The organism is Alcaligenes parafaecalis (assembly GCF_026344135.1).
In the GTDB taxonomy this organism is placed as follows: Bacteria; Pseudomonadota; Gammaproteobacteria; order Burkholderiales; family Burkholderiaceae_B; genus Alcaligenes; species Alcaligenes parafaecalis.
This window is the reverse complement of the sequence record NZ_JAPKNA010000003.1, coordinates 226,422-252,559: the sequence shown is the minus strand read 5'-3', so window position 1 is coordinate 252,559 and position 26,138 is coordinate 226,422. Positions and strand designations below refer to the sequence as shown.

At 55.7% G+C, this 26,138-nt stretch carries 20 protein-coding genes, 3 tRNA genes and 1 pseudogene; 10 read left to right on the top strand and 14 right to left on the bottom strand.

What is annotated here, in order from left to right; genetic code table 11:
- Window positions 1-167: 167 nt before the first annotated feature.
- Window positions 168-244 (bottom strand) — tRNA-Arg (locus OSH09_RS11700).
- A gap of 272 nt (window positions 245-516) precedes the next feature.
- On the opposite strand from OSH09_RS11700, the gene OSH09_RS11695 reads away from it, so the two are divergent.
- A complete protein-coding gene (locus OSH09_RS11695; RefSeq protein ID WP_376912279.1) occupies window positions 517-1,818 on the top strand; it encodes a phospholipase A in 1,302 nt (433 codons plus the stop codon).
- A 17-nt stretch (window positions 1,819-1,835) separates the two neighbouring features.
- Here the strand turns inward: OSH09_RS11695 and OSH09_RS11690 are convergent, their stop codons facing one another.
- Entirely contained in the window at window positions 1,836-2,789 is a 954-nt protein-coding gene (locus OSH09_RS11690) for a LysR family transcriptional regulator (protein WP_376912280.1), read from the bottom strand.
- A 127-nt stretch (window positions 2,790-2,916) separates the two neighbouring features.
- Between OSH09_RS11690 and OSH09_RS11685 the strand changes: the two genes are divergently transcribed.
- From OSH09_RS11685 to OSH09_RS11670, 4 genes are all read left to right on the top strand, one after another.
- Window positions 2,917-6,474, top strand: a complete 3,558-nt coding sequence (locus tag OSH09_RS11685; protein WP_266121059.1) for an indolepyruvate ferredoxin oxidoreductase family protein — start codon at window positions 2,917-2,919, stop codon at window positions 6,472-6,474.
- A 242-nt stretch (window positions 6,475-6,716) separates the two neighbouring features.
- Window positions 6,717-8,606 carry an LTA synthase family protein gene (locus OSH09_RS11680; protein ID WP_266121058.1) on the top strand — a complete coding sequence of 630 codons (1,890 nt, stop codon included), beginning with the start codon at window positions 6,717-6,719 and terminating at the stop codon, window positions 8,604-8,606.
- A gap of 59 nt (window positions 8,607-8,665) precedes the next feature.
- Window positions 8,666-8,742, top strand: a tRNA-Pro gene (locus OSH09_RS11675).
- Window positions 8,743-8,969: 227 nt separating this feature from the next.
- Window positions 8,970-9,284, top strand: a complete 315-nt coding sequence (locus OSH09_RS11670) for a hypothetical protein (protein WP_266121057.1) — start codon at window positions 8,970-8,972, stop codon at window positions 9,282-9,284.
- On the opposite strand, the gene OSH09_RS11665 is transcribed toward OSH09_RS11670, so the two are convergent.
- Window positions 9,263-9,679, bottom strand: a complete 417-nt coding sequence (locus OSH09_RS11665; protein WP_207873514.1) for a c-type cytochrome — start codon at window positions 9,677-9,679, stop codon at window positions 9,263-9,265. The two genes, OSH09_RS11670 and OSH09_RS11665, sit on opposite strands and share 22 nt — an antisense overlap.
- Window positions 9,676-11,303: pseudogene (locus OSH09_RS11660) on the bottom strand (flavin monoamine oxidase family protein). The gene OSH09_RS11665 and the pseudogene OSH09_RS11660 overlap by 4 nt, the downstream one beginning before the upstream one ends.
- 285 nt (window positions 11,304-11,588) lie before the next feature.
- On the opposite strand from OSH09_RS11660, the gene OSH09_RS11655 reads away from it, so the two are divergent.
- Window positions 11,589-11,665: transfer RNA gene (locus OSH09_RS11655), tRNA-Pro, on the top strand.
- Window positions 11,666-11,772: 107 nt separating this feature from the next.
- Here the strand turns inward: OSH09_RS11655 and OSH09_RS11650 are convergent.
- Complete coding sequence (locus OSH09_RS11650) at window positions 11,773-12,210, bottom strand: PACE efflux transporter (protein ID WP_207873512.1); 438 nt, start codon at window positions 12,208-12,210, stop codon at window positions 11,773-11,775.
- Window positions 12,211-12,307: 97 nt separating this feature from the next.
- Between OSH09_RS11650 and OSH09_RS11645 the strand changes: the two genes are divergently transcribed.
- Complete coding sequence (locus tag OSH09_RS11645; protein WP_266121056.1) at window positions 12,308-13,213, top strand: LysR family transcriptional regulator; 906 nt, start codon at window positions 12,308-12,310, stop codon at window positions 13,211-13,213.
- On the opposite strand, the gene OSH09_RS11640 is transcribed toward OSH09_RS11645, so the two are convergent.
- On the bottom strand, window positions 13,197-13,922 hold the full coding sequence (locus OSH09_RS11640) for a transporter substrate-binding domain-containing protein (RefSeq protein WP_266121055.1): 726 nt from the start codon (window positions 13,920-13,922) through the stop codon (window positions 13,197-13,199). The genes OSH09_RS11645 and OSH09_RS11640 overlap by 17 nt on opposite strands.
- A gap of 82 nt (window positions 13,923-14,004) precedes the next feature.
- On the opposite strand from OSH09_RS11640, the gene OSH09_RS11635 reads away from it, so the two are divergent.
- Entirely contained in the window at window positions 14,005-14,406 is a 402-nt protein-coding gene (locus tag OSH09_RS11635) for a DoxX family protein (protein ID WP_207873509.1), read from the top strand.
- Between the two features lie 55 nt (window positions 14,407-14,461).
- Here OSH09_RS11635 and OSH09_RS11630 read toward each other — a convergent pair whose 3' ends face one another.
- Genes OSH09_RS11630 through OSH09_RS11620 form a run of 3 tightly spaced genes read right to left on the bottom strand, consistent with a single transcriptional unit; the run spans window position 14,462 to window position 17,014 of the window.
- Window positions 14,462-15,823 (bottom strand): sensor histidine kinase, encoded by a 1,362-nt coding sequence (locus OSH09_RS11630; protein ID WP_266121054.1) that lies wholly within the window; start codon window positions 15,821-15,823, stop codon window positions 14,462-14,464.
- A complete protein-coding gene (locus OSH09_RS11625; RefSeq protein WP_266121053.1) occupies window positions 15,820-16,485 on the bottom strand; it encodes a response regulator transcription factor in 666 nt (221 codons plus the stop codon). The genes OSH09_RS11630 and OSH09_RS11625 overlap by 4 nt, the downstream gene beginning before the upstream one ends.
- 1 nt (window position 16,486) lies before the next feature.
- Window positions 16,487-17,014, bottom strand: a complete 528-nt coding sequence (locus tag OSH09_RS11620; RefSeq protein ID WP_266121052.1) for a PepSY domain-containing protein — start codon at window positions 17,012-17,014, stop codon at window positions 16,487-16,489.
- A gap of 227 nt (window positions 17,015-17,241) precedes the next feature.
- Between OSH09_RS11620 and OSH09_RS11615 the strand changes: the two genes are divergently transcribed.
- The gene (locus OSH09_RS11615) at window positions 17,242-17,652 is read left to right on the top strand and encodes a hypothetical protein (protein WP_266121051.1); all 411 of its coding nucleotides are present in this window, start codon (window positions 17,242-17,244) and stop codon (window positions 17,650-17,652) included.
- A 303-nt stretch (window positions 17,653-17,955) separates the two neighbouring features.
- Complete coding sequence (locus OSH09_RS11610; RefSeq protein ID WP_266121050.1) at window positions 17,956-19,581, top strand: acyl-CoA synthetase; 1,626 nt, start codon at window positions 17,956-17,958, stop codon at window positions 19,579-19,581.
- A 331-nt stretch (window positions 19,582-19,912) separates the two neighbouring features.
- Here the strand turns inward: OSH09_RS11610 and pstB are convergent, their stop codons facing one another.
- The 5 genes from pstB to ppk1 all read right to left on the bottom strand — a co-directional run bounded on the left by pstB (window position 19,913) and on the right by ppk1 (window position 25,972).
- Window positions 19,913-20,692 carry a phosphate ABC transporter ATP-binding protein PstB gene (pstB, locus tag OSH09_RS11605; protein WP_189392002.1) on the bottom strand — a complete coding sequence of 260 codons (780 nt, stop codon included), beginning with the start codon at window positions 20,690-20,692 and terminating at the stop codon, window positions 19,913-19,915.
- A 33-nt stretch (window positions 20,693-20,725) separates the two neighbouring features.
- Window positions 20,726-21,589 carry a phosphate ABC transporter permease PstA gene (gene pstA / locus OSH09_RS11600; protein ID WP_207873503.1) on the bottom strand — a complete coding sequence of 288 codons (864 nt, stop codon included), beginning with the start codon at window positions 21,587-21,589 and terminating at the stop codon, window positions 20,726-20,728.
- A gap of 12 nt (window positions 21,590-21,601) precedes the next feature.
- Window positions 21,602-22,540, bottom strand: a complete 939-nt coding sequence (gene pstC, locus OSH09_RS11595; protein ID WP_207873502.1) for a phosphate ABC transporter permease subunit PstC — start codon at window positions 22,538-22,540, stop codon at window positions 21,602-21,604.
- Window positions 22,541-22,759: 219 nt separating this feature from the next.
- The gene (pstS, locus tag OSH09_RS11590) at window positions 22,760-23,803 is read right to left on the bottom strand and encodes a phosphate ABC transporter substrate-binding protein PstS (protein WP_266121049.1); all 1,044 of its coding nucleotides are present in this window, start codon (window positions 23,801-23,803) and stop codon (window positions 22,760-22,762) included.
- 96 nt (window positions 23,804-23,899) lie between these two features.
- Complete coding sequence (gene ppk1, locus OSH09_RS11585) at window positions 23,900-25,972, bottom strand: polyphosphate kinase 1 (RefSeq protein ID WP_207873500.1); 2,073 nt, start codon at window positions 25,970-25,972, stop codon at window positions 23,900-23,902.
- Between the last annotated feature and the right edge of the window lie 166 nt (window positions 25,973-26,138).

Genomic DNA, 26,138 nt, shown 5'->3' with positions numbered 1-26,138 from the left:
GGCAATATACAGCCTTCCCGCAGGCAGCAAAGACCTTTGCCGCGACAATGAATTTCGCTGTAAAAACAGATAGTTAAATGGTAATCAACAAGAGAAACGGAGCGCACAAAAACGCTACTGCGATCCTGACAGACCAGGCGCAAACCGCGTAAGAAAAGGAATAAGATTGGCGCGGGTGGAGGGGTTCGAACCCCCGGCCCCAGGCTTAGAAGGCCTGTGCTCTATCCAACTGAGCTACACCCGCCGGTTCTGATGGCATCGCCAGAGAAAACTGGGCAATGCAAGGTCCTGAAAATCAAGATCCTGTATAAACAAGGACTTAATCCATGGCCGAATTTTGGAGGAAAATAAGGGCCAAAAAGGACAATCGAATATTCTAGCCTGAAAAGCCGTTTTAGATAAGCAGCAAGCCATTCAGAGTGTCAATACTGTAAGAAAAATAATTATAAGTAGTATTTTTAGTCGCAAATGGTACAGTCGTGTACGGATTAACTCGTTTTTCTGGATCTCTTTTTCATGCCGACAGCAAAGAAATTAAGTAAGCACTCTTTAATCTTATCGGCCCCCTTTCTACTCTTGAGCGCCATCCTGAATACCGCACAAGCCGGTATCACGTATCAGTTGCGCCAAGTACAGGCCAGTTCAGGCGAAAGCGTCAATATTGATGCCATCGTCTACAACGATACGGGCAGCTTGATGAGCTGGACCGCCCCGCAAAATCTGGTGTTGCAGTGGCGTGACAATGACGGCAACGTCATCCGAAGTCTGGCTGAACTGGTTACCCCCCGACCGCGAGCGTCCATCCCCACCAACAACTTCACTGCCTATAGCTGGCGGGCTGTGGTCCCCAATGGGTTGACCGGCCTGCAAGCCGTCAATATTGAAGGCGAGCGGGTCATGTTGGCGCTGGATACCAACTCGCAAGGCCAAAGCCCGATTACGTCACGCCCCGCCACCGCGCCGGTAATTAATGCGGGCGCAGGTGGCGATCCTCGGGTCATTGATCCTGAATTGCCCTACGCACAGGCTGTTGCTGCCGGAGCACAAGCTGAAGGTCCCGCCATTAATAGCGGCGAGGGTTTGCGCCCAGCGAACTCCAGTTTCGAGAACTTCAGCAACGCGATCTCGGCCCACGACCCGACCTACTTTATTGGTGGCAATAAAGGCGGCACGAATGCTCGCTTCCAGTTGAGCTTCAAGTACCGCCTGCACTCGCCTGACGATCCTAGCAATCCGAAGTTCTACGACCACTTCTATATTGGCTATACGCAAACAGCCCTGTGGGATCTGCACGCCGACTCCAAACCGTTTGTGGACACCACGTACCGCCCCAGCTTCTTCTGGCGCAAGGACTCCATCTGGGAATCCGAGCAGAAACGTCTGTTCATGGGCCTGGCAACCGGTTATGAACACGCTTCCAACGGCAAGGCAGGCGACGACTCCCGTTCCATGAACGAAGTCTTCATCCAGCCCGAGTTCAATTACCGCTTTGATCACGGTGCCACGCTGACATTTGCCCCACGTATCAAACACTATGTGTTTATGGGCGAAAACGCCGACTGGGCGCACTACCGTGGCCGTTACGACTGGAAGCTGCGTTACGCCCAGGACAACGGGCTGGTCCTGTCCGGTATGTATAACAAAGCTGCAGGTAGCCGCAACACACACGAGTTCTCGATTGCCTGGCCGCTGAAGCGCACGCCTTTGAACATGAATGGCTATCTCTATGGCCAGTACTTCTCGGGCTATGCCGAAACCATGCTGGGCTACCGTGATCGTTCTTCGCAATTCCGTATTGGTCTGGCCCTGGTGCCTTGAGCCGAGTTAAGCCGAACTCAAAGCAGTCCCCCACCGCGTCGGCTACCCATGCCGGCGCGGGCCATATCATGATCACAGGCCTGGATCAAAAAGCGCTGGAACAAGGCCACCAAACCTTGTGGTTCCCGCCCTTTCGGCCATAACAAGCCCACCTCTACCGACTCCACCGGGTCACTAATCCCGATGGCATGGATGCGCTTGCCTTCCAGGGACCAGGGGCGGTAAACCATATCGGACAAAATCGTCACCCCAAAGCCATAAGCCACCAGACCTCGCACGGCTTCCAGTGAACGCGTCCGCATTGCCACTCGCTCTGGAAAGCCAGGCAGTCCCCAATGCCGCCTGGCGGCCGTGTCGGCGTCATCCACCGTCAGAAAGATAAAGGGATAGTTATTGACCTGCCCCAGTGAAACACTGGATTCATTGGCCAGAGCATGTTGATCCGACACCCATAAACGACGGCGCGAGCTGCTTAAGCGATGATGACCATACATGGCCAGATCGGTGATATTCGACAAAATAGCAACACCCAGATCGATACGCTCGCTTTGCAGGGCCGCTTCCATTTCAGGGCGTTCCATATCCACCAGCTCGATATCAATATTGGGGTAACTGTGCTTGAAACGGCTGATCAGGTCGGGTAGAAAATACCCTAGCACTGTGTAGCCCGCTGCTACCCGAATCTGCCCCTCGATATTCTGACGGCGCAAATCCGCATGATTCAGCGCATCACTGACGGCATCAATAACGTGGTGAGCATGATGGAAAAACGCCTGCCCCTGTGGCGTTAATTCCACGCCATGCGGCAAGCGCTCGAACAGCGCCACATTTAGCTGACGCTCCAAACTTTGCACTGCATTGCTGATTGCCGACTGCGATACGTTCTCCGCCTGAGCCGCCGCCGAGAACTGCCCACTAACGGCCGCAGCGATGAAATAGCGGAACTGTCTCAAGGTCACTTCGTGTTTCATAGCCATCCGTTTTTCAGATATCAGGTACACGTAAATTTGATTTTACGATAACAAAAAGCTGCCCTAGACTAAAGAACAAACTACAACAACTTGCACGAAAACCATCCTTCTTGCAGGAGACAAACTCATGAATGCCCCACTCAACAAACCTTACAAGGCCATGTTGGAATCCGTGTCCCTGGACGACAAATACACTGTCACCAAGGGCCGCGCCTATATGAGCGGCACACAGGCGCTGGTGCGCTTGCCCATGCTGCAAAAGGAACGCGACCAGCGCGCTGGTCTGAATACCGCCGGCTTTATCTCTGGCTACCGGGGTTCCCCATTAGGGAGCGTAGACCAGGCTCTGTGGCAAGCCAGCAAACACCTGAAAGAACACGACATCGTCTTCAAGCCCGGGCTGAACGAAGACCTGGCCGCTACCGCCGTTTGGGGTAGCCAGCAAACCAATCTTTACCCCAATGCCCGTTTCGACGGCACCTTTGCCATGTGGTACGGCAAAGGCCCCGGCGTGGATCGCTCCATGGACGTGCTCAAGCACGCCAACTCGGCCGGTAGTGCCCGTCATGGTGGCGTGCTGGTTCTGGCGGGCGATGACCACGGCGCCAAATCCTCCACCGTCGCCCACCAGTCCGATCACGTTTTTGCCGCCGCCGGTATCCCCGTGCTGTATCCGGCCAACGTGCAGGAGTACCTGGACTTCGGCCAGCATGGTTGGGCCATGAGCCGATTCTCCGGTCTGTGGGTGGCCTTGAAGTGCGTCACCGAAGTGGTGGAATCGAACGCCTCGGTCGACCTGGACCCGGACAATCTGAAAATCGTCCTGCCCGAAATCGAGGACATGCCGGCTGACGGCCTGAATATTCGCTGGCCTGATCCTCCGCTGGCTCAGGAAGCCCGCATGATGAACCACAAGTGGTACGCCGCTTTGGCTTATGTGCGTGCCAACAAATTGAACCGTGTCGAAATTGATTCGCCCGACGCCCGCTTTGGCATCATGACGGCCGGTAAGGCCTATCTGGATACTCGCCAGGCCTTGGCCGATCTGGGCCTGTCCGACGAGCTCTGTGCCGAGCTAGGCATCCGACTATTTAAAGTGGGCTGTATCTGGCCTCTGGACGGGCAGGACGCCCGCCAGTTCGCCACAGGCCTGTCCGAAATTCTGGTGGTGGAAGAAAAGCGCCAGATTCTGGAATACGCCCTGAAAGAAGAGCTGTACAACTGGCGCGACGATGTACGCCCCAAGGTCTACGGCAAATTCGATGAAACCGAACACGGCGGTGGCGAATGGTCTCTGTCGCGCTCCCCCTGGCTGTTGCCTCCGCAAGGTGAACTATCGCCCGCCATTATTGCGCGCGCGATTGCCCGCCGCTTGGGCACCATGGGCCTGCCTGAGGAGCTGCAAGCCCGCATCCAGGCCCGTCTGGCTATTCTGGACGCCAAGGATCGTGAAGCCCGCATGCCGCGCGTCAGCGTAGAGCGTAAACCCTGGTTCTGTTCGGGCTGTCCGCACAATACCTCTACCCGCGTGCCTGAAGGTTCGCGCGCCATGGCCGGGATTGGCTGTCACTACATGACGGTCTGGATGGATCGCAACACGTCCACCTTCAGCCATATGGGTGGCGAAGGGGTCGCCTGGATTGGCCAGCAACCCTTTACCGATGAAAAGCACGTCTTTGCCAACCTGGGCGATGGCACTTACTTCCACTCGGGTGTACTGGCGATTCGTGCGTCGATTGCTGCCAACTCCAATATCACTTACAAGATTCTGTATAACGATGCCGTCGCCATGACAGGCGGCCAGCCCGTAGACGGGATTTTGAAAGTCACCGATGTGATTGCCCAGGTGCATGCGGAAGGCGCCCGCAAGATCGTGGTCGTGACCGACGAGCCCGAAAAATTCAAGGGTCTGACCCTGGCGGGCAATCCTCCTATCTATCACCGTGATGAGCTGGACCGCGTACAGCGCGAGCTGCGTGAAATACCCGGCACCACCATCCTGGTCTATGACCAGACCTGCGCCACAGAGAAACGTCGCCGTCGCAAAAAGGGCACGTATCCTGACCCTGCCCTGCGCGCCTTTATCAATGACACGGTCTGTGAAGGCTGCGGGGATTGCTCGGTCAAGTCCAACTGCTTGTCCGTAGAACCCTTGGACACCCCTATGGGTTCCAAGCGTCGTATCAACCAGTCCTCCTGTAATAAGGACTTCTCCTGCGTTAACGGTTTCTGCCCCAGTTTTGTCACCCTGAAAGGGGCGCAAGTACGCAAGCCGGAAGCGCAAGGTCGCTCGCTGGAATCCTTCAATCTGGCCGAATTGCCTTTGCCCAAGCTACCTAGCCTGGACAAGACCTACGGCATTTTGATCGCGGGTATTGGTGGAACTGGTGTGGTCACGGTGGGCGGCCTGCTAGGCATGGCGGCTCATATTGAACAGAAAGGCGTCAGCGTACTGGACATGGCCGGTCTGGCACAAAAAGGCGGTGCCGTGCTGAGCCACGTGCAAATTGCTCGCCAGCCCGACTTGCTGCATGCCACACGCGTTCCTACCGGCGAGGCTTCTTTGCTGATTGGTAGCGATGCACTGGTTAGCGCCTCCACCGATGTACTGAGCCGCGTCAGTCGCGACCGCACGCACACCATTATCAATACGGCAGCCAGCCCCACCTCGGATCTGATTGGCAACGCGCACTGGCAATTCCCACTGCAAACCGCCTGCACAGATATTGAAAGCGCTGTGGGCCAGGATATCCGCTATCTGGATGCCAACGCCCTGGCCGTACACGTCATGGGCGATGCTCTCTATGCCAACCCCATCTTGCTGGGCTATGCCTTCCAGCGTGGTTGGATTCCTCTGCACATGGACAGCCTGCTGCGCGCCATTGAGCTGAACGGCGTGTCCGTTGAAGCCAACCGCAAAGCCTTCCAGTGGGGCCGCCTGGCGGCGGAGAAAGGGATTGAAGCCTTGATGGAAGGTGCTACACCCAAGGCTCGCGCCGTTGCCTTCCCTGAAAGCGTGCAATCCCTGATCAAGCGCATGGAAGAACACCTGAGCGCCTATCAGAATCCGGCCTGGGCCAAGCGCTACCGTGATGCCATCACCTCCGTCATGGAACGTGAGTCCCGCCTGGATCAGGACAAGGCTTTACCTTTGACCCGTATCGCTGCCACGCAACTGGCCAAGCTGATGAGCTACAAGGACGAGTACGAAGTCGCCCGTCTTTATACCGACCCGGCTTTCCTGGATAAGCTGCGTGCCCAGTTTGCGGGTGAGCCTGGCAAGGACTACCAGATTCAATACCATCTGGCTCCACCCCTGCTAGGTCGCAAGAACAGCCAGGGCCAGCCTATCAAGAGCAAGTTCGGCCCCTCGACCCGTAGCCTGTTCAAGATTCTGGCCGGTCTGCGTGGTTTGCGTGGCTCAGCGCTGGATATCTTTGGCTACACCCAGGAACGTCGTCAGGAACGTCAGAACATTGAAGACTATCTGGCCGACCTGAACGAAGTCAGCGCACACCTGGATGCAGACAATCTGGAAGTGGCGCAGCGTTGGCTGAACTACCCGGATCTGATCCGTGGCTATGGCCATGTCAAAGATGCCGGTCACCTCAAAGCCTACGCCCAGCGCGAACAGCAACGTAGCCAATTCCGTTCTCGCACGGAACCCAGCCAACGCGTTGCCTAAGCCTGCCCCCAGCCCTGAGCTCAGGGCTGGGCCCCTTTAGCTCCTCCTTAATAGCAGGCTGTCTTAGCAAGCAGCCTGCTCTTTTTTTGCTCTTGAACGCTACCTGGCCCCTGGAACGCTTCCCCCGTTCAGACCCTGTCCGTTTAACGACATAGTTTGCTTATTAAACTGACATACAATCGTGCAATTCGATGCCAGTGCCACCGTCCGTGGCGTATGGGTCGGCCCAGGACCACATTCTTATGCGCCATCTTGTTTACGTCTTTATTCCCTCTGCCCTGATCTTGCTGACTGCGTTCAGGCTGGCCTTTGCCTTCTGGCAGTGGCCACGTGTGCGTCAGGCGGGAGGACTGCTGCCGATTCTGATAGGTGGCTTGCGTATTGACGCCCTGATGATTGCCGCCTTAAGTGCTCCTGTTGTGCTGCTGGCCCCTTGGGTGGGACATTTCCCCGTGATGACCACGGTAGCGGCTCTCTGGTTTACCTTCGCCTGGTTCCTGCTGACCTTGCTGGAAGTGTCCACGCCCCAATTCATTATTGAATACGACACCCGTCCAAACCGCCTGTATGTGGATTACCTGAAGCACCCTCAAGAAGTCATGGGCATGCTCTGGAAAGGCTACAAGCTGATGATTGGTATCGCCCTGATCGGATTGGGACTGATTGTCTATTCAGGCTGGTCTATTTTTGGGCATATTGCCCCCGATCCGGTCATGAGCTGGTGGCTGCGTCCTATCTGGATGCTGGTCGGCGCCGCCTTGTGCGCCCTGGCGATACGCGGCACCTTGGCGCACCGCCCCATCAACCCCTCATCGGTGGCCTGGAGCAGCGACAGCATGCTCAACACCCTGCCCTTGAACTCGCTGTACAACGTGGCCTACGCCATTTACAGCATGAAAAACGAGCGCTCTGCTGAAGACATTTACGGCGGCATGGATGCAGCGGAAATGAACCAGATTGTGCGCGATGCCGCGTCCCTGCCCGCCGGGCCGGATAATCTGCCCACTCTGCACCGCCAAACACCCGCCCAGAAAGGTACACGCAAGCCCAATCTGGTCCTGATTGTGGAAGAAAGCCTGGGCGCACAATACGTCAGCAATCTGGGCGGCGCAAACCTGACCCCAGAACTGGACAAGCTGGCTCAAACGGGCTGGAACTTCCGTCGTGCCTACGCAACGGGCACCCGTTCTGTGCGCGGTCTGGAAGCCGTTTCCGCCGGTTTCCCGCCCACCGTAGCCGATGCCGTGCTGCGGCTGCCTGGCTCCCAAACCCGCTTTTTCACCCTGGCCCAGTTGCTCAAGGAACAAGGCTACCGCTCGCGCTTTATTTATGGCGGTGAAGCCCACTTTGACAATATGAAGAGCTTTTTCCTGGGTAATGGCTTTGATGAGCTGCATGAGCAGTCCAGCTTTGAATCCCCCGAGTTTGTCGGCACCTGGGGTGCCAGCGACGAGGACATGTTCAACAAGCTGCACCAACTGCTTAGTCAGGACACTGAACACCCCACGCTGACACTGGCTTTTTCCGTCAGCAATCACTCGCCTTGGGAGTATCCTGCTGGCCGTATTCAGATTGACGGCGATCCTGCGACGGTCGAGAACACCGTGCGTTATGCCGACTGGGCCATTGGCGACTTTTTCAAGAAAGCCCGTGAATCTGAGTACTGGGACAACACCGTATTCCTGATTGTGGCCGATCACGATTCCCGTGTTGGAGGTGCCAATCTGGTACCCCTGCGCCACTTCCATATCCCTGCCCTGATTCTGGGGGCAGGCGTGCCCAGCCGCCAGGACGACCGCATTGTCAGCCAGATCGATATGGCCCCCACTTTGCTGTCCCTGATGGGTATTGAAAGCGAACACCCCATGATTGGGCGTGATCTGACCCAGCAAGACAGCGACCGGGCCATGATGCAGTACTTTGAGAACTACGGTTATCTGAAAGGCGACATCCTGACTGTGCTGATGCCCCACCTGCCGCCTTGCCAGTACCGCTATACCGCTCCAGACAAGTACGAAGCGCTGGAGCAAATTGACGAAGCACTGGCTAAAGAAGCCTTGGCCCATGTGCTCTGGCCTAGCTGGGCCTACCATGAGCAGGCTTACACCCTGCCGCACCTGCAAAAGCGTTAAATCAGGACGTGCAGCGCTTGACGAAGTGCTGAATCCGTTCTATTATGCTTGTCTTTAGTCGGGGCGTAGCGCAGCCTGGTAGCGCATCTGGTTTGGGACCAGAGGGTCGTAGGTTCGAATCCTATCGCCCCGACCATTAAAGAATTAAAGGCTTAGTTCATTACACAGTGAACTAAGCCTTTTTCTTTGCCCGCTTCTCGGGCAACGCTTGCTTTCCTGCCGGACTCACTTCAGCTCGCCCGCGAGCACGATTCAATTAGCCTGCTTTGCCAGGCAACACGTGTACCTGCCCCCACCAGCAACATCAGTTTGTAGCCTCAAGTACGTTATGCTTTAAGCGAAAAACATGGTCAGGAGTCCGAAATGAGCGACTCAAAAATTATAGGTTTGAGCAGTCTTGCCTTGCTGCTGTGCCTGCTGACTGTGCCCATCCTATTCCTGCTTCTGCCCGTCTTTCTGTTTCCGCTGTGCGCTTGCCTGATCGGCATCCATGTCTACAGGCGCGGCCTGCGTGGGCAAGCAAGCCGTTTGGGTATTCAGCTTTTTGCCCTGCTGCCTATCCCGGCGGCAATATTTACTTTCCTGTTTTGCATGCAGTGGATTCAGCAGGGCTATCGGGCCTGGAGCCCCACAGCCCTGACTCTCCATGCTCCCTATCAGTTCAGATCAACATACTGATGGTCTTTGGGCCGTTGCGCCGCTACATCCTTGGCTGTGACCTTGTCACTGAACTCATTGCCAAAATGCGAGCGTACATAATTAACCACCTCGGCAATTTGCTCGTCATTCATCAAACCACCTAAACCCGGCATGGCCCGATTGCCCTGGGTCACCATGAACACAGCGTAGGCCGGTGCTCCCAGCTTGGGATTTTTGGACAGGGAAGGATAGGTCCCCGCCCCTGTCGCCCCTTTGGCATCAAGCATGTGGCAGGAGGCACAGACCTGTTCATACAACTCCTTGCCCGTTTTCTGGGTAAAGACCTGAGTGTCGCCTCCCACCACCGCCGTATCGGCATAGCTGACAGTCAGAAAGCCAGAAGCCAGCAGTATCGCTAAAGATCGCATCATCATGACTGGGCTCCTTTGGAATCGGCTTGCTGATTACCCACGACCTGACTGTGCAAGCGGCTAATGGCGTTCAGGGAAGACAGAATCGCCCCCTCCTGCCAGGCGTTGATATAAGAAGCATGCTCACCGGCCAGCACCAGATGCCCGTCTATCTGACACAGGTTGTTGTAATGCGCCTTGCGGGTCTGATCCGTCCATAAACCGTAGCAACCCAAGGTCCACGGCACGCGGTGCCAAGCCACGGCCACCCCGCTTTCAAACTCGTCCTTGTATTGAGGGTGAATCTGCGCGCCATACTCCAGCGCATGCTTGACACGATCCTCAGGACTGAGCGAGGACCACTCTGTCGCACTAGGCCCAAACATATAGCCCCCCAGCAACACGCCCTTGCCCCCGGCATTCATCCCGCCACTGGGGTAAGAAATCTGGGTAATGGGCAGATCCGTATAGCTGATGCCACCGTAAATGGCCTCATCGTCCTCCCAAAAGCGTCGCTTGAATTGCAAGCCGATCTTGACCGATGGCGCATACGGCACGGCATCAATAGCTGCCCGCATTTCCTTGCTGGAGTCGACTTCGATCTGGCTCAACACGGACAGCGGAATGGTGCAGACACACCAGTCTGCCGTTTCCTTATGTTCCTGGCTCTTGGTCTGATCGGTATACGTGACCGTGACTTTGCCATCGCTTTGCTTGATGGCCGTGACCTTGGCATTAAAGGTAAATAGCCCTTCCAGCTCTTTGCCAAACGCCACCCCGATCTGATCCATACCACCTACAGGCTGGAACATGGTTTGCTGGAACTCATACAGATCGTGAATGCCCATATTGTGCCAAACGCTGGAACGCACAATATCGGCCAGAGCCAGAGGCTCGGAAAAAACGGGCTCGGCGTTCAAGCCACCGCCAGGGTCCCGCTCAAAGCCACGCACATCAGAGCTGGCATGACCTTTAACGTAAGCCATGTTCTTGTCCAGCGCCCCCAGCTACGCAGGGCCTCCAGCAGCTTTTCCTGATCTTCTTTGGACATGGGCGCATCCAGCGCCTGGGTATTGATGACCTTGGACAGCAGCTCGGCCACCTGTCCCTGAAAGTCCGCGTGAATATGGCGAAAGCGCTGCGGCTTGCCATCAAAATGTTTACTGCTGTGCAAGTAAGCGTTGTAGTTGTACTGGACAAAGGGCTCCAGCCGGACTTTGAGTCGTTTGCAGTAATCAATCAAGGCTCTGTGATGAAAGGGAATCCGCCACGGACCGGGATTAATGTACTGATCCTTGTCGAACTTCACCTCCTGCTTGGCTCCACCCAGCTCGGTAAAACTGTCTCCGCCGTGCAAAGACCAATTTCGCCCGCCTACTTTCTCCCGAAACTCCAGGATCTTGACCTTGTAGCCTGCATTGCGCAGCTCCAAAGCGGCCACCATACCCGCCAGACCGGCCCCCAGAATGACGACAGAAGTCCCAGGCTTGGGTTTGCCTTCCAGGCGGATAGGGCCGTCGTAACTCCCTTCGGCCGCATGGCCCAGCCGCATCATGGCCTGATACATGGCCGCACCACCTGCGGCATACCCGACCATTGTCAGAAAGTGCCGCCGTGTCAGTATGCCACCCTGTAAAACTTGGCTCATCGTGCTTTCTCCTTTTTGGAAAACTGATGAGCAGCATTCGCCCCCAACGTCTTTGCCAACCCCCGGTGCATAAATGCTACTCGTGTGGAAAACAACAAAGAACACATGCTTTGTTATCGGCTTGCCACTTAACTATAAGCACCTAAAATATTTAAGCCAAAGATAAAAACATATCTTTACAGCGCTGAAAACTAGCTGACTCCAGATAAATACCTTCAAGCCCCTTTTTGTCGTGGGCATTTGCTTGCCAAGTTCATCGCCACGAGATATAATTTTTTTCTTAGTCGGGGCGTAGCGCAGCCTGGTAGCGCATCTGGTTTGGGACCAGAGGGTCGTAGGTTCGAATCCTATCGCCCCGACCAAAAAATTCGAAGGCCTTGCAGAGCAATCTGCAAGGCCTTTTTGTTTTGCTGAATCAATGAGCTGGCTGCGACGATACAAGTCCGGGCAGCCACTTGGCCTCCGCCGCTTAGGCCTGGCTAGAACTGATCCCGACCGAATTGGGCAAGCCAAAAATAGAATCAAACGCCCAGTTGTAAATGAACGCAAAGATGGGAAAGAAAGCCAACAGCACCGCTTCCATCAGAAATGCCTTCCACAGGCTGACATCCAGCCACCACGCGATCAGCGGAATCAGCAAGGACACCAGCACGATCTGAAATCCGGCCACATGCAGCACCCGATGCCAGAAGGTGCGCGCCTGAATCTGGCGACGACGCTCCCAAGCCTCAAACAGCATGTTGTAGAACAGGTTCACCGATACCGCGCACGTGCTGATCATAAAAGACAGCACACCGCTTTCCATCGCCCCCGCCCCGCTCAAATGTCCTAGCACGACAGCCGCCACCATCATGCCCAACAGCTCGAACATACCCACATAGACCACTCTTCTTTTCCATCCCTGCACGATAAATATCCTTGATCAAAATGTTCAAAAGGATGATTATCCGGGGTACAGCTTTTAGAAAAAGTCAGATTCCATCAGTTTTACTTATGGTTTAGCCATGCTTACCAGTGATCATCTTGAACTGCTGCTCGCCGTGGTCGAACACGGTTCCTTCTCCGCTGCTGCACGCGCCTTACGCCGCACCCAGTCCGCCGTCAGCATGGCGGTAGCCAATCTGGAGGCCGAACTGGACCTGCCCCTGTTTGATCGCAGCCGCCGTGAACCCGTCCCAACGGCAGAACTACTGGCCATGCTGCCCGATGCCAAACTGATCAGCAGTCGCTTGCAAAGTCTGCGCCTGCATTTGCAGGAATTATCGGGTGGACTGGAAAGCCATTTGCGTCTTGGCATCGTGTGTGACGTGAATCCCGAGCCTGCCTTGATTGCCCTGCAAGCCCTGGAGCAACGCTATCCCGGCCTGGACATAGAGCTGCGGACTGCGCCGCAGGACACCTTGGTCAAGGCCCTGAAAAAGCGCGAACTGGACCTGTGCCTTGCCTATGGAGGACTGGAGCTGGAAAGCGTGGGGATTGTGCAATCGCTATGGACAGAAACCATTAGCGCCGTCGCCGCGCCCGGCCACCCTTTGCTGCAGAATAACCCCCGGCCATTGGAGGATTTGAAGGCCTACAGGCAGATTGTGATCACCAGCCCCGACGACGATATAGGCAAAGACCGATCCATGCTCAGTCTGCGCCAATGGAAGACAGATAACCTCTCCCTGACGCTAGAACTGGTGGAGCGGGGACTGGGTTGGGCGAACCTGCCCTTGTCATGCCTGGGCCCCTCACTGGAGTCGGGGCGCTTGAGCCGCATCCAGTTCGCGACTGGCAGCAATGGCCTGGACTTGCCAATTTATCTGCTGCAGTCCAAAGGACAGGAGGTAGGCAAGGCACAGGCCCTGTTCAGACAGGCTCTGCAAGACGAGCTGAATACGCGTCTTCAGCCTATTCCGGCACCGTGACATTGGCCTGGCCGCTATCGGCCAGAAACTGCGCCACCATCCCTTCTTTTTTCTGTCGGGCAATAAACGCCTCGATCCAGGCATGGGCCAGGGTCCGTTCCGACGGCACGGCCATCGCCTGACGAATCACAGTGAAACTATCCGGCAAAACACGCAGACCACTGCGTGAACTGGCATAGCGTTCCAGAGGCTGGCGCACACCGGCAGCGGCATCCAGTTCCTGCTCTACAAACAGATCAATGGCCGCAGCCGAGGTCGTAGCGCGCACCAAATCGGCATGCTTCAGGTTACGGCTCAAAAACAGGTCATAAGCCGCCCCTTTCCCCACTGCAATGCAGACCCCATGCCTATCCAGTTGATCCGTCGCCTGGAAGATCGAATCGGCACGCACCAGATAGGTGCCTTCGATATGCACATAGGCTTCTGTAAAACGGATCTTTTCAGCACGCTTGGGATCAATCGCCAAAAAGGCCAAATCCCACTCATCCTTGTACACAGCTTCCACCACCGCCTGGGCGGCGTCATAGCCATGAAAGTGCACACTCAAACCCAGCTCTTGCGCCACGCTGCGGGCCAGATCTGCCGACACCCCTTTGGGTGACTGATCAGTGGCACCGCGTTGGGCCAGGACGGGGTTGCCGTAATTCATGGCAACACGCAAAACCCCGCTGGGGGCCAGTTCTGCTGCGACAGCCTGCTTTTGTGTCATGTAAATGCTCCGTCATACTTTTAAGAACCCGGTCTTCTACAATAACGCACCTTCCTGTCCCACTACATAATGGAGCGTCTGTATGTCTCGTGATGATCTTGGAAAACTCTTGCTGCGTGTCACGGTCGGTATCTTGATCCTGCTGCACGGCATCGCCAAGATACGTTATGGCATTGGTGGCATCGAAAGAATGCTGATCGCCAATAATATGCCTGGCTTTCTGGCCTGGGGCGTATACATAGGCGAAGTGATCGCTCCCGTCCTGATGATTCTGGGTTTCTACGCCCGCGCAGGTGGTTTGATTGTAGCCATGAACATGGTCATCGCCCTGTTACTGGCCCATAGCAACCAGATTGGCAGTTTTAATGCCCAGGGTATTTGGGCTCTGGAGCTTCAGGGCATGTTCCTGATTGGTGCTCTAACGGTAGGTTTGATTGGTGCCGGTCGCTACAGTCTGGGCGGTGACGGCGGCCCCTGGAACTAGTCTGCCTCTTTCCACAGACCACACAGCCAAAAAAGCGCCCGCTCTGCCGGGCGTTTTAACTGGCCAAGGTCAAATCCAGACGCAAGCCACCTTTTTCCGAGGCACTGGCCTGCACTTGTCCCTGATAACTACGCGCCAGTTCGCGCACAATATCCAAGCCCAAACCAAAGCCCGGATGACGTTCATCGGCCCGCTGACCACGGCCAAACACACGCTCCAACTGCTCTGGGTCCAGACCGGGGCCATCATCTTCCACCACCAGATGCAGCACATTGTCCTGCTGCCATACCTGACACCAGACATGCTGGCTCGCCCATTTGCAGGCATTATCCAGCAAGTTACCGGCCATCTCCTGCAGGTCCTGCTCTTCACCCTTAAAGACCAAGGTTTGATCCGCTACGTCCAGATGGATCTGTTTTTCACTATGCAAACGCCCCATCACCCGGCATAAAGATTGCAGGCAGGCAGACACATCAGTACGCACCCCGATGGCCCGTACCGCCATCGCCCGTGCACGTGACAGATGATGATCCACCTGCCGCTGAGCCAAGGCTACCTGTTCGCTTACCAGGCCCGCCAGATGCGGGTCTTGTGCCTCTGCGGCATTGCCCATGATCGTCAGCGGTGTTTTAACCGCATGGGCCAGGTTTCCGGCCTGCGCACGCGCCCTGTCCACCATGCCTGCATTGGCACTGAGCACAGCATTGAAGTCGTCCACCAAAGGCTGAATTTCACTAGGAAAGCTGCCACCTACCTGCGGTTCTCGTCCTTCCTGCACATCCAGTAAACGGCGGCGCAGTAATTGCAGGGGATACAAAGCCAGCACCACTTGCAACACGGCGGCCAGAATCAGCCCCAGTGCCAAGCCACCCAAGGATAGAAACAGAATCCGCTCAAAGCGGGCCAGAGGTTCGGCCAACAATTCCCGATTACCGCCCACCATGATCTGCAAGCTTTGGCCTTTCTCGTTGACCTCGTCCAGCTCCTGACGCAGCACCACCAGACGCTGCTTTTCGGGGCCTGTCAGCGACAAGACGCCATTGGGCGTATCAGGCGCATTCACATCCAGGGCTTCATCCCACAGGGAGGTCGAGCGCAAGGCCACTGCCCACTGATTACTGCCCTCTTCCTGACGTGCAATCTGCCAGTACATGCCCGAATAGGGTTGCTCAAACAAGGGGTCACTCAGGCGCGATTGCAACGTTACGCCATCGCTGCTGTCCAGATTTACGTCCGCCATGATCTGATCCAGATGCGTTTGCAAACGCTGCTCAAACTGGCGGTAAACATGGTCTTGAAACAAGCGGTTCAAACCAAAACCGGCCAAGACAATGCTGAGCAAAATCCAGGCCAAGGTCCCCAACAGCAATCGACTGCGCAAGGAACCCAGGGCGGTACGACCGCGAAGCGCAATCATGCTTGCGGGTCCACCAGGCGATACCCCATTCCGCGCACCGTTTCGATATAGCCCGGTGGCAATTTCTTGCGCAAACGACCAATGAAAACCTCGATAGTATTGGAGTCGCGCTCAAAGTCCTGAGAGTAAATATGTTCGGTCAATTGCGTACGTGACAGTACCTGACCGGGGTGATGCATCATGAACGCCAGCAAGCGATATTCATGGCTGGTCAAGGCCAGGACCATACCCGCACAACTGATCGAGGACGAGCGCGCATCCAGCTCCAGCTCACCCAATTGCAAACGCGGATTCGCCTGCCCCGCCGCACGACGCAGCAAGGCACGCATACGGGCCAGCAGCTCTTCCATGTGAAAAGGCTTGGCTACATAATCATCCGCCCCCGCATCCATGCCTTCTACCTTGTCGTGCCAGTCATTACGGGCGGTCAGAATCAGCACCGGCATATTGATGTCCGATGCACGCCAGCGCCTCAGTACCGATACGCCATCCATCCCCGGCAAACCCAGATCCAGCACAACCGCATCGAAAGCCTCGACTTCACCCTGGTAGTGGCCTTGTTCACCATCATGGACCACCTGAACGGCATAACCGGCCCGCTCCAGGGCCTGCTGCAATTGTGCCGCCAGAGTGGGTTCGTCCTCGACAACCAGTATCCGCATATCAATGTCCTTTGGAATGCGGACGCTTAACGCCACGCACAAGCAGCACTTCGGCGCTCAAGGCATCTACTTTCAGTCGCAGGAGACGGTTGTCGTCAAACAGCATGCGGATGTCGTACACCCAAAGCTCAAAGTGATCATCATATTCAAACTGCACTCGCAGCACCCGGCCAGGATAATCACCGCGGACACGCCGCAGCACTTCCCTCAAGGGCAAGGCCTCACCCCGGCGTACAGCCTCACGGGCCTGATCATGGCCTCGATACGCCGGTCCGGGGGGCCAATCAGGGTTAGGCCCAAAACGATCTCTAGGCGGAGGTGGTGGTGGCGGGCGGCGTTCACAGTCCTCGTCCTGCCAATACTCATGCCCTGACCAGTCCGGGCGCTCTTGCGTCTCCCAGGACGAATCGCCCCGCCGATGTGTATCACAGGCGGGGGCATCATCATGAGAGCGGGCTCCTACCTGTGGCATCAGGGCGGTCAGAACCGCGGCCAGACACACAAGCAGTGCAGATCGTTTCAAGGACATCATGGGAACCGGTACGTGCAGAAAAAAAAGAGGGATCAAAAGATCACGCCCCCCTTATATAGCAAGCTGCGGATGAACATAACATGAACAGCGACTTCAGTTTAGATTCAGAGCCGCTTGCTCATAATGGGCACCAGGCTGACAGGACAAACAAACCTTCCCCACTCAAAAGGAAGCTACCCAGGAATCTGACAGCACTACTTTTCGATTACATGAAGGAGCTACACATGAAACGCACTTCCCTTTTCTCCGCCTTGTTGTTGAGCGCCAGCCTGTTGGGCGGCACCGCTGCCATTGCCCAGGAAGCGACCCCCGCGGCCCAAACACAAACCGCCCAGAAACAAACACGTCAGGCCCGCGACCACAAACCCCTGACCGCGGATGAAGTCAAAGACATTGGTCCTGCCTACCAGCGCCTGAAAGACGCGGGCTACACCAAGGTAGGTAGCTTGCACCAGCGTGGTGATCACATCATGGCCATGGTCGTGGATAAAGACGGCAAAGTCGTCCGCGTCCGCTCCGAAGGTGAAAACGGCGACTTTACCGTGGTGGAACGCAAGACCGATGGCCAGCATCGTCGTGGTCACCGTGAAGGACACGAGCAACATCGTGATGCCGCCACGAAGGAAGCCAAGTAATCCTTGGACCTGAGGGCATCTCTATCACTTTTCCCTGAGCAGTCGCTGTTCGCAACAGTAGTTAGTCGTTTGAAGTGACAACATGCAGTTCTTTTAGCAGTAAAAGTCGGTAGTTGTAGTAAAGCAGGACGAAAAACGGCGCACCCCCAGCGCCGTTTTTCTTGCCTGTCACTTTCAGCGTCCAGTCGGCGTCGCCTTCTTTCCATCTCCCTACTCGCCTCTCTACTGACTAGCCCGGATAGGGGCATCCCGCCATAAGCGTTAGGATGGAGGTCTGTTTTACCTTTGGAAAAAGTGCCTCCCATGCTGTCTGCTGATTCTGTTTACTCACAAAGCTACTCGGAATTTCACTGGTCCATCCCCGAGCACTACAACATTGCCCAAGACGCCTGCGACAAATGGGCCGATGGTTCCGGACGTCTGGCCCTGATCCAGCAACTGCCCGATGGTCAGGTCAAACGCTACACCTTCGATCAACTCAAGAGCTGGTCCGATTCGCTGGCCGCCGCCTGGCAAGCTCAAGGCATACAGGCGGGCGACCGTATCGCCATTTTTCTGGCTCAAGGTCTGGAAACTGCCCTGGCGCATTTGGCGACCTACAAGATCGGCGCCATTGCCATGCCTTTATTCACCCTGTTTGGCACGGATGCCCTGCGCTATCGCCTGAATGACTCCGGTGCCAGCACAATCGTTACCGATCAAACGGGGCTGAATACGGTATTACCTTTGCGGGAACACCTGCCGCAACTCAAGCACCTTTATCAAAGTGATAGCCGACACGATCAAGGCCCAGCGCTGTCCCTATGGCAAGCCATCCAGGCGCACCCCAACCCTGCCCCCTCTACGCTGAATACCCGTGCTGACGACCCTGCCTTGCTGATCTATACCTCCGGCACCACGGGCTCAGCCAAAGGTGCCTTGCATGCGCATCGCGTTCTACTTGGCCATCTACCCGGCGTGGAAATGTCGCACAACTTTCTGCCCGCAGGCCAAGGTCTGATGTGGACGCCCGCTGACTGGGCCTGGATTGGCGGCTTGCTGGATGTGCTGTTACCCGCCTGGCATCACGGCATACCCGTTCTGGCCTACCGCTTCCCCAAATTCGACGCCGAAGCCACCTGGAAGCTGATGTCCGAACACGGCGTCACGCATACCTTCCTGCCACCCACTGCCTTGAAGATGCTGCGTCGTAGTGAATGGTCGCGTGAGCAATGGCCTCTGAAACTGCGCTCCATTGCCAGCGGTGGGGAGTCACTGGGCGCACAACTGCTGGATTGGGCGAAACAGGAACTGGGCATCACCATCAACGAGTTCTACGGACAAACCGAGTGCAATATGATCGTGTCCTCCTGCTCGGCCTGGTTTCCCGGTCAGGCAGGCAAGATCGGCAAGGCGGTGCCTGGGCACAAGGTCGCGATTGTGGATGATCAGGGGCAAATTCAGAAAGCCGGGGTCGAAGGCCATATTGCCGTGCAAGCTCCCGATCCGGTGATGTTTCTGGGCTACTGGCAAAGACCTGAGGCGACTCGTGAGAAATTCGTGGGCAATTGGCTGCTGACGGGCGACAAAGGCATACAGGACGAGGACAGCTATATCCAGTTCGTAGGCCGGGATGATGATGTAATCACTAGTTCCGGCTACCGCATTGGCCCAGGCCCGATTGAAGATGGCCTGATGGGGCATCCTTCTGTCGCGATGGCCGCCGTCATTGGCGTACCCGACCCAGAGCGCACTGAAGTGGTGAAAGCCTTTATTGTGCTGAAAGAGGATGTCGAACCATCACAAGCGCTGGTCAAGGAGATTCAGGAGCACATCAAGCGCCGGGTGGCTGCACATGAGTACCCACGATTGATTGAGTTTGTAGATGCCCTGCCCATGACCACGACAGGCAAAGTCATACGTCATGCTTTACGCAAGTTGAGCCAGTAAGCGAACAGTCTACGGGTGATTGCTGGCTGCTGGCTGCCGGCTGCTGGCTGCTGGCTGCTGGCTGCTGGCTGCTGGCTGCTGGCTGTCAATTGTCGCTCGCCTGAATCAGGTCACGTCTACAAGCTGCACGACTCAAGACCGTCGCTACTCCCATTACCGGAGCCAACTCCGCATCACCGCGCCAAGGGATAAAAAAACACCCCAATCATTGGACATAAATCCAGCGATTGGGGTGTTTGCCACAGAGGAACGACTGCCCCGATGTGGAAGTATGGCTCTCATCAAACTCCAGACGAAGCGCCGCGAGGCAGTTTTGCCTGCATCCGTCTGATTAACCGAAACGACCAGTAATGTAGTCTTCAGTCTCTTTACGAGCAGGCTTCACGAAGATCTGGTCGGTTTCACCAAATTCCATCAACTCGCCCAGGTACATATACGCGGTGTAGTCCGAGCAACGAGCAGCTTGCTGCATGTTGTGGGTCACGATCACCACGGTGTAGTCCGTTTTCAGTTCCGCAATCAGCTCTTCGATCTTGGCCGTAGAAATCGGGTCCAGTGCCGAACAAGGTTCGTCCAGCAGCAGAACTTCAGGTTTGATCGCCACACCACGGGCAATACACAGACGCTGCTGCTGACCACCAGACAGGCCGTTACCGCTTTGGTGCAGCTTGTCTTTCACTTCATTCCACAGTGCGGCTTTGGACAAGGCCCATTCCACACGTTCGTCCATTTCACCTTTGCTCAGGCGCTCGAACAAACGCACGCCAAAGGCCACGTTGTCGTAAATGCTCATGGGGAACGGCGTGGGCTTCTGGAACACCATGCCCACTTTGGCGCGGATCAGGGAAATGTCCTGCTTGGAAGTCAGCAGGTTTTCATTGTCCAGCAGGATTTCGCCTTCAGCACGTTGGCCGGGGTACAGCTCGTACATGCGGTTCAGCGTGCGCAGCAAGGTGGATTTACCGCAACCCGAAGGTCCGATAAAAGCCGTGACTTTCTTTTCCTTGATGGACATGTTCACGTTGCGCAGGGCATGGAACTTGCCATAGTAGAAATTCAAGTCTTTGATTTCAATCTTGATCGATTCGGCGGGGGTAATAATTTGACTCATAGCGATAGCCGACAAGGGCGCTCCGTGAAAATGTTATTTTTGGCGGAAAAGGCTGCGGGCCAGGATATTGATACCCAACACCAGCAAGGTGATTAGAACTGCACCCGCCCAGGCCAGTCGGTTCCAGTCCTCGAAAGGGCTGGCAGCGTATTGGAAAATAACCACTGGCAAGTTAGCCAGAGGTGCGTTCATGTTCAAGGACATGAACTGGTTGTTCAGGGCTGTAAACAACAGCGGTGCGGTTTCACCGGCAATACGAGCCACGGCCAGCAAAACGCCAGTCACGATACCAGGCAAGGCTGCGCGGTAAGAGATGGCCATCACCACTTTCCACTTGGGGCAGCCCAAAGCCGAAGCCGCTTCACGCAGACCGTTGGGAACCAGCATCAGCATATTGTCGGTAGAACGCACCACCACGGGGATCACCAGAATAGCCAGTGCCAAGGCACCCGCCCAACCCGAATAGTGTCCCACCTGGGCCACGTATACGGCGTAGATGAACAGACCAATAATGATGGACGGAGCCGACAGCAGCACGTCGTTCAAAAAGCGGGTTGCCGGAGCCAGCCAGCCACGCTGACCATATTCAGCCAGGTAAGTACCCGCCAGAATACCGATAGGCGTACCGATCAGAGTGCCCACGCCAGCCATCATGACACTACCGACGATGGCATTGAGCAGACCGCCCTCACCACCGGGAGGCGGTGTGCTCTCCAGCAGCAGGGACCAGGCCATGGCGCTGCTGCCCTTTTCAATCAGGGTCCAGATGATCCAGAACAGCCAGAACAGGCCAAAGATCAAAGCAGCAAAAGACACACCCAGCATCAGGCGGTTAAACACCTGCCTGCGTTTGTAGATCGGGTTGCTCAGACTAATTGCGGATTTTTTATCAAACATGGTAGGTGATCCTTAGCGCGACGTGCCTTCGTTCTTGGCCAGACGCAACAAGAGCAACTTGGAGATCGCCAATACAACCGTGGTGATCAGGAACAGGATCAGACCCAGCTCCAGCAAGGCAGACTTCTGCATGCCACCGGCTTCGTTAAACTCGTTGGCCAGTGCCGACGCAATCGAGTTCGACGGCGAAAACAGCGAACTGGGCAAGTTAAAGGAGTTACCAATCACAAAGGTAACGGCCATGGTTTCACCCAGAGCACGCCCCAGGCCCAGCATGATGCCGCCAATCACCCCGTTCTTGGTGAAGGGCAAAACCACACGCCACATCACTTCCCAGGTCGTGCTGCCCAGACCGTAAGCAGATTCTTTGAGCATGGGAGGAACCAGCTCGAAGACGTCACGCATCACCGCGGTAATGAAGGGGATCACCATGATGGACAGAATCAGACCGGCGGTGAACACACCAATCCCGAAGGGCGGGCCCGCAAAGATCTGACCCAGCAAAGGCACCCCGTCAAACAGGGAGATCAGGCTGGGCTGCACATAGCGCTGGAACAGGGGCACAAAAACAAACAGGCCCCACATGCCATAAATGATGGAAGGGATGGCGGCCAGCATTTCAATAGCCGTTCCCAAAGGACGACGCAGCCAAGCTGGCGAGAGTTCCGTCAGGAACATCGCAATCCCGAAAGAGACCGGCACCGCAATACAGAGTGCGATCAGGGAAGTGAGCAAGGTACCGGCAATGGGCACCAGTGCGCCATATTCGTTATTGACCGGATCCCAGTTATTCGTCCAGAGAAAAGAGAAACCGTATTCGGCAATGGATTCCCGGCTTCCATAGATCAGGGAAATAGAGATGGCAGCCAGCAATATGAACACGAGGAACGCAAACGAGCGCGTCATGTTCTTGAAAATGCCGTCCATAAAGGCGTTCTGATTTGATTTCATGTAGACAGATGAAGGGTCAGGCCGGAATGGGACAAACGCACTGCAACCGATTTACGGATTCTGTAACAGCCAAGGCTGCTTGAGTCCGAAAAAACGATCAGGTCACGCGCCGTGCGTCCAAGACAAAACCGTAATTTTTACATAATAAAGACGGCACCACCTAGTGGTGGGCCGTCTCACAAGATCAATTTACAACTGACCTGTATTTGAACACGAATCTTACTTCCAGACCGCTGCGCCGTCTTTGGACTTGATTTCCGCAGCCCAGGCCGCTTTGATCTTGTCGGTCACGTCTTTAGGCAGTGCAACGTAGTCCAGATCGGCAGCGGCTTGAGCGCCGTTCTCAAAGGCCCAGTTAAAGAAGCTCAACACTTCTTTACCGCTTTCAGGCTTGTCTTGCACCTTGTGCATCAAGATGAAGGTAGCCGAAGTGATAGGCCAGGATTGTGCACCAGGCTCTTCGGTCAGAATCACACCCATGCCAGGTGTACCGGCCCAGTCTGCATTCGCAGCGGCGGCAGCAAAGCTTTCCTGACCAGGCTGGACGAACTGGCCGTCCTTGTTCTGCAACTGGGTCCAGGACAGTTTGTTTTGCTTGGCGTAAGCGTATTCAACGTAGCCGATCGAGTTCTGCAACTGACGCACGTAAGCGGCCACGCCTTCGTTACCCTTGCCACCCTGACCGGTAGGCCACTTCACAGCCTTGCCTTCACCAACCTGGGATTTCCAGTCTGGGGACACTTTGGACAGGTAGTTGGTCCAGCCAAAGGTGGTGCCCGAACCGTCGGAGCGGTGAACCACAACGATGTCTTTGTTAGGCAGAGTCAAGTCGGGGTTCAGTGCCTTGATGGCAGCGTCGTCCCACTTGGTGATCTTGGCCAGGTAGATGTCACCCAGCACTTTGCCGGACAGTTTCAGTTGACCAGGTTCGATGCCGTCGACGTTGATCACAGGAACCACACCACCAATCACGGCGGGGAACTGCAACAGGTTTTCTTTTTCCAGCGTCTCGACCTTCATTGGGTCATCCGAAGCGCCGAAATCGACCGTCTTGGCAATAATCTGCTGCTGACCACCACCCGAACCAATCGACTGGTAGTTAACGCGGTTATTGGTTTGCTTGGCGTATTCAGCCGCCCACTTGGCATAAATTGGGTAAGGGAACGACGCACCGGCACCGGTTACGTCTGCTGCTGTGGCAGTAGCCGCAAAAGCGCTGAACGCCAGAGCAATACTTACCTTGTTGAATACACGTTTTAACATCGAGAAATCCTCTTGATGATAGTCAGATCACAGGCCCACCCTGTATGTGTCGTCATAGTAAACAGGCTATGTGACACGTTCATGACAGTCTGTATTTCACACACCGCCCAGACGCTGCATCATATTCAAATGCAGGTTGAACGGTGCCCCACGACTACGGATACGGTTATAAGTGCCATCCGGGTTGGCTTTCCAGGACAGTTGGTTGTCACGCAAGGCGTAGGTAAAGGCTTCGGCAATAACCCGTTTTCTCAGGCTGCGATCCAGTACCGGCACGCCCAGCTCCACCCGGCGGAAGAAATTGCGATCCATCCAGTCTGCGGAGGAAATAAAGACTTCTTCCTGGCCGCCATTGTAGAAATAGAACACACGCGAGTGCTCCAAAAAGCGGCCGATAATCGAACGCACCTGGATATTTTCCGACAAACCCTTCACCCCAGGCCGCAAGGCGCAAGCACCACGCACAATCAGGTCTACCTTGACCCCGGCCTGGCTGGCGTCATAAAGCGCCTGAATGATTTTGGGTTCCAGCAAGGAATTCATCTTGGCCATGATGCGTGCTTTCTTGCCCGCCAAGGCTCGTTCCGTTTCTGCCTGAATCCGGTCCATCATGCTGTCATGCAAGGTGAAAGGCGATTGCAGCAACTGCTTCAATGGCCGCCAGGCCCCCAGCCCCGTCAACATGGAAAACACTTTATCCATGTCTTCACATACTTCCTGGTTGGCCGTAATCAAACCAAAGTCCGTGTACAGGCGAGCGGTACGCGGGTGATAGTTCCCCGTCCCCAAGTGGCCATAACGACGAATCAAGCCACCTTCACGGCGTAGCACCAAGGCCATCTTGGCGTGGGTCTTGTGCCCCACCACCCCATAACTGACGTGTGCCCCTACTTCTTCCAGCTTGGCGGCCCAGTTGATATTGGTCTGCTCGTCAAAGCGCGCCATCAACTCCACCACCACCGTCACTTCTTTACCTGCGCGTGCGGCTGACAGCAGAATATTCATCAGCTCCGAGTCTTCACCCGTACGGTAGATGGTCTGCTTGATGCCCACGACAGCCGGGTCGGCCGCGGCGGCACGCAAAAAGCTCAGGACAGGCTGAAAGGACTGGTAAGGGTGATGCAGCAACTGGTCTTTGCGGGCAATGGCCTCAAAGAACTGTGCGGGGGACTCAAAAGAAGAATCAAAGGGCGCGGGAATCGGCGCGCGGTAATCCGGGAACAGCAAGTCCGGGCGATCCGGCACATTGCACAACTGCATCAGGCGCGTCAGATTGACCGGGCCACTGACACGGTAGGTATCGGGCACATCCAGCGAAAACTCGCTTTGCAGAAAGCGCTCCAGGCGCTCGGGCATGGAGCGATCGATTTCCAGACGCACAGCCGCACCGAAGTTACGTTGCGACAGCTCGCCCTGCAAGGCGGCGCGCAAGTTGGTGACTTCTTCCTCGTCCACAAACAGATCGCTGTTGCGGGTCACACGCCACTGATAGCAGCCCTTTACATCCATGCCGGGGAACAACTCGCCCACGAACACGCTGATCAGGGAAGTCAGCAGCATATAGCCCTGTGGAATGCCGGCAATATCGTCTGGTACGCGGATCACACGAGGCAAGGCGCGCGGCGCCTGCACAATCGCAATCGTGCCGGTACGGGCAAACGCATCCTCTCCGCTCAGCTCGACAATGTAATTCAGGCTTTTGTTGTAAACACGGGGAAATGGGTGCGCCGGGTCCAGACCGATAGGCGTGAGCAAAGGCATGACATCACGCAAAAAGGTTTGATAGGCCCACTCGCGCTGGGCCGGTGTCCATAACGCGGTCAGCAACAGGCCAATGCCTTCATCCATCAAGGTAGGCAAAACCTCATCCATCAGAAGGTCGTTCTGTTTCTCGACCAGTTGGTGGGCGGCAGCCTGCACCTTGTCAAAGGCCTGTTGAGGCAAAAATCCATCATCCCCCACTTGATGAGGATTTTGCAAAATCTGTTCTTTAAGGCTGGAGATACGAATTTCAAAAAACTCGTCCAGGTTGGAACTGACAATACAGATGTAGCGCAAGCGCTCCAGCAAAGGCGTGGTCGAATTTTCGGCCATGGCCAGCACTCGCTCATTGAACTTGAGCAAGGACAACTCACGGTTTAGCAAGGTTGAATCTGGAGAAGGCAGCATGGTGAGGTCGTTAAAAAGCCAAAGAAGATGGGATCGTGAGACTTTTACTACATGAATGTTACAGCTCTATGACCCAGGGTCAATTCAAGTCTAAATCACCACCTCAGAAGCTGCCTTCAAATACCACATCGCCTTTCTAAAGATGCTTTCGTCTAACTTTTCTTAA

Excerpts from the sequence above, each read along its gene's own strand:
- OSH09_RS11690 (WP_376912280.1), bottom strand. The coding sequence starts at position 2,789 with ATGAAACACGAAGTGACCTTGAGACAGTTCCGCTATTTCATCGCTGCG.
- OSH09_RS11670 (WP_266121057.1), top strand. The coding sequence starts at position 8,970 with ATGAGCGACTCAAAAATTATAGGTTTGAGCAGTCTTGCCTTGCTGCTG.
- OSH09_RS11645 (WP_266121056.1), top strand. The coding sequence starts at position 12,308 with ATGCTTACCAGTGATCATCTTGAACTGCTGCTCGCCGTGGTCGAACAC.
- OSH09_RS11665 (WP_207873514.1), bottom strand. The coding sequence starts at position 9,679 with ATGATGATGCGATCTTTAGCGATACTGCTGGCTTCTGGCTTTCTGACT.
- OSH09_RS11625 (WP_266121053.1), bottom strand. The coding sequence starts at position 16,485 with ATGCGGATACTGGTTGTCGAGGACGAACCCACTCTGGCGGCACAATTG.
- OSH09_RS11695 (WP_376912279.1), top strand. The coding sequence starts at position 517 with ATGCCGACAGCAAAGAAATTAAGTAAGCACTCTTTAATCTTATCGGCC.
- OSH09_RS11620 (WP_266121052.1), bottom strand. The coding sequence starts at position 17,014 with ATGTCCTTGAAACGATCTGCACTGCTTGTGTGTCTGGCCGCGGTTCTG.
- pstA (WP_207873503.1), bottom strand. The coding sequence starts at position 21,589 with ATGTTTGATAAAAAATCCGCAATTAGTCTGAGCAACCCGATCTACAAA.
- OSH09_RS11610 (WP_266121050.1), top strand. The coding sequence starts at position 17,956 with ATGCTGTCTGCTGATTCTGTTTACTCACAAAGCTACTCGGAATTTCAC.
- OSH09_RS11630 (WP_266121054.1), bottom strand. The coding sequence starts at position 15,823 with ATGATTGCGCTTCGCGGTCGTACCGCCCTGGGTTCCTTGCGCAGTCGA.
- OSH09_RS11685 (WP_266121059.1), top strand. The coding sequence starts at position 2,917 with ATGAATGCCCCACTCAACAAACCTTACAAGGCCATGTTGGAATCCGTG.
- pstC (WP_207873502.1), bottom strand. The coding sequence starts at position 22,540 with ATGAAATCAAATCAGAACGCCTTTATGGACGGCATTTTCAAGAACATG.
- pstB (WP_189392002.1), bottom strand. The coding sequence starts at position 20,692 with ATGAGTCAAATTATTACCCCCGCCGAATCGATCAAGATTGAAATCAAA.
- OSH09_RS11635 (WP_207873509.1), top strand. The coding sequence starts at position 14,005 with ATGTCTCGTGATGATCTTGGAAAACTCTTGCTGCGTGTCACGGTCGGT.
- OSH09_RS11640 (WP_266121055.1), bottom strand. The coding sequence starts at position 13,922 with ATGACACAAAAGCAGGCTGTCGCAGCAGAACTGGCCCCCAGCGGGGTT.
- pstS (WP_266121049.1), bottom strand. The coding sequence starts at position 23,803 with ATGTTAAAACGTGTATTCAACAAGGTAAGTATTGCTCTGGCGTTCAGC.
- OSH09_RS11615 (WP_266121051.1), top strand. The coding sequence starts at position 17,242 with ATGAAACGCACTTCCCTTTTCTCCGCCTTGTTGTTGAGCGCCAGCCTG.
- ppk1 (WP_207873500.1), bottom strand. The coding sequence starts at position 25,972 with ATGCTGCCTTCTCCAGATTCAACCTTGCTAAACCGTGAGTTGTCCTTG.
- OSH09_RS11680 (WP_266121058.1), top strand. The coding sequence starts at position 6,717 with ATGCGCCATCTTGTTTACGTCTTTATTCCCTCTGCCCTGATCTTGCTG.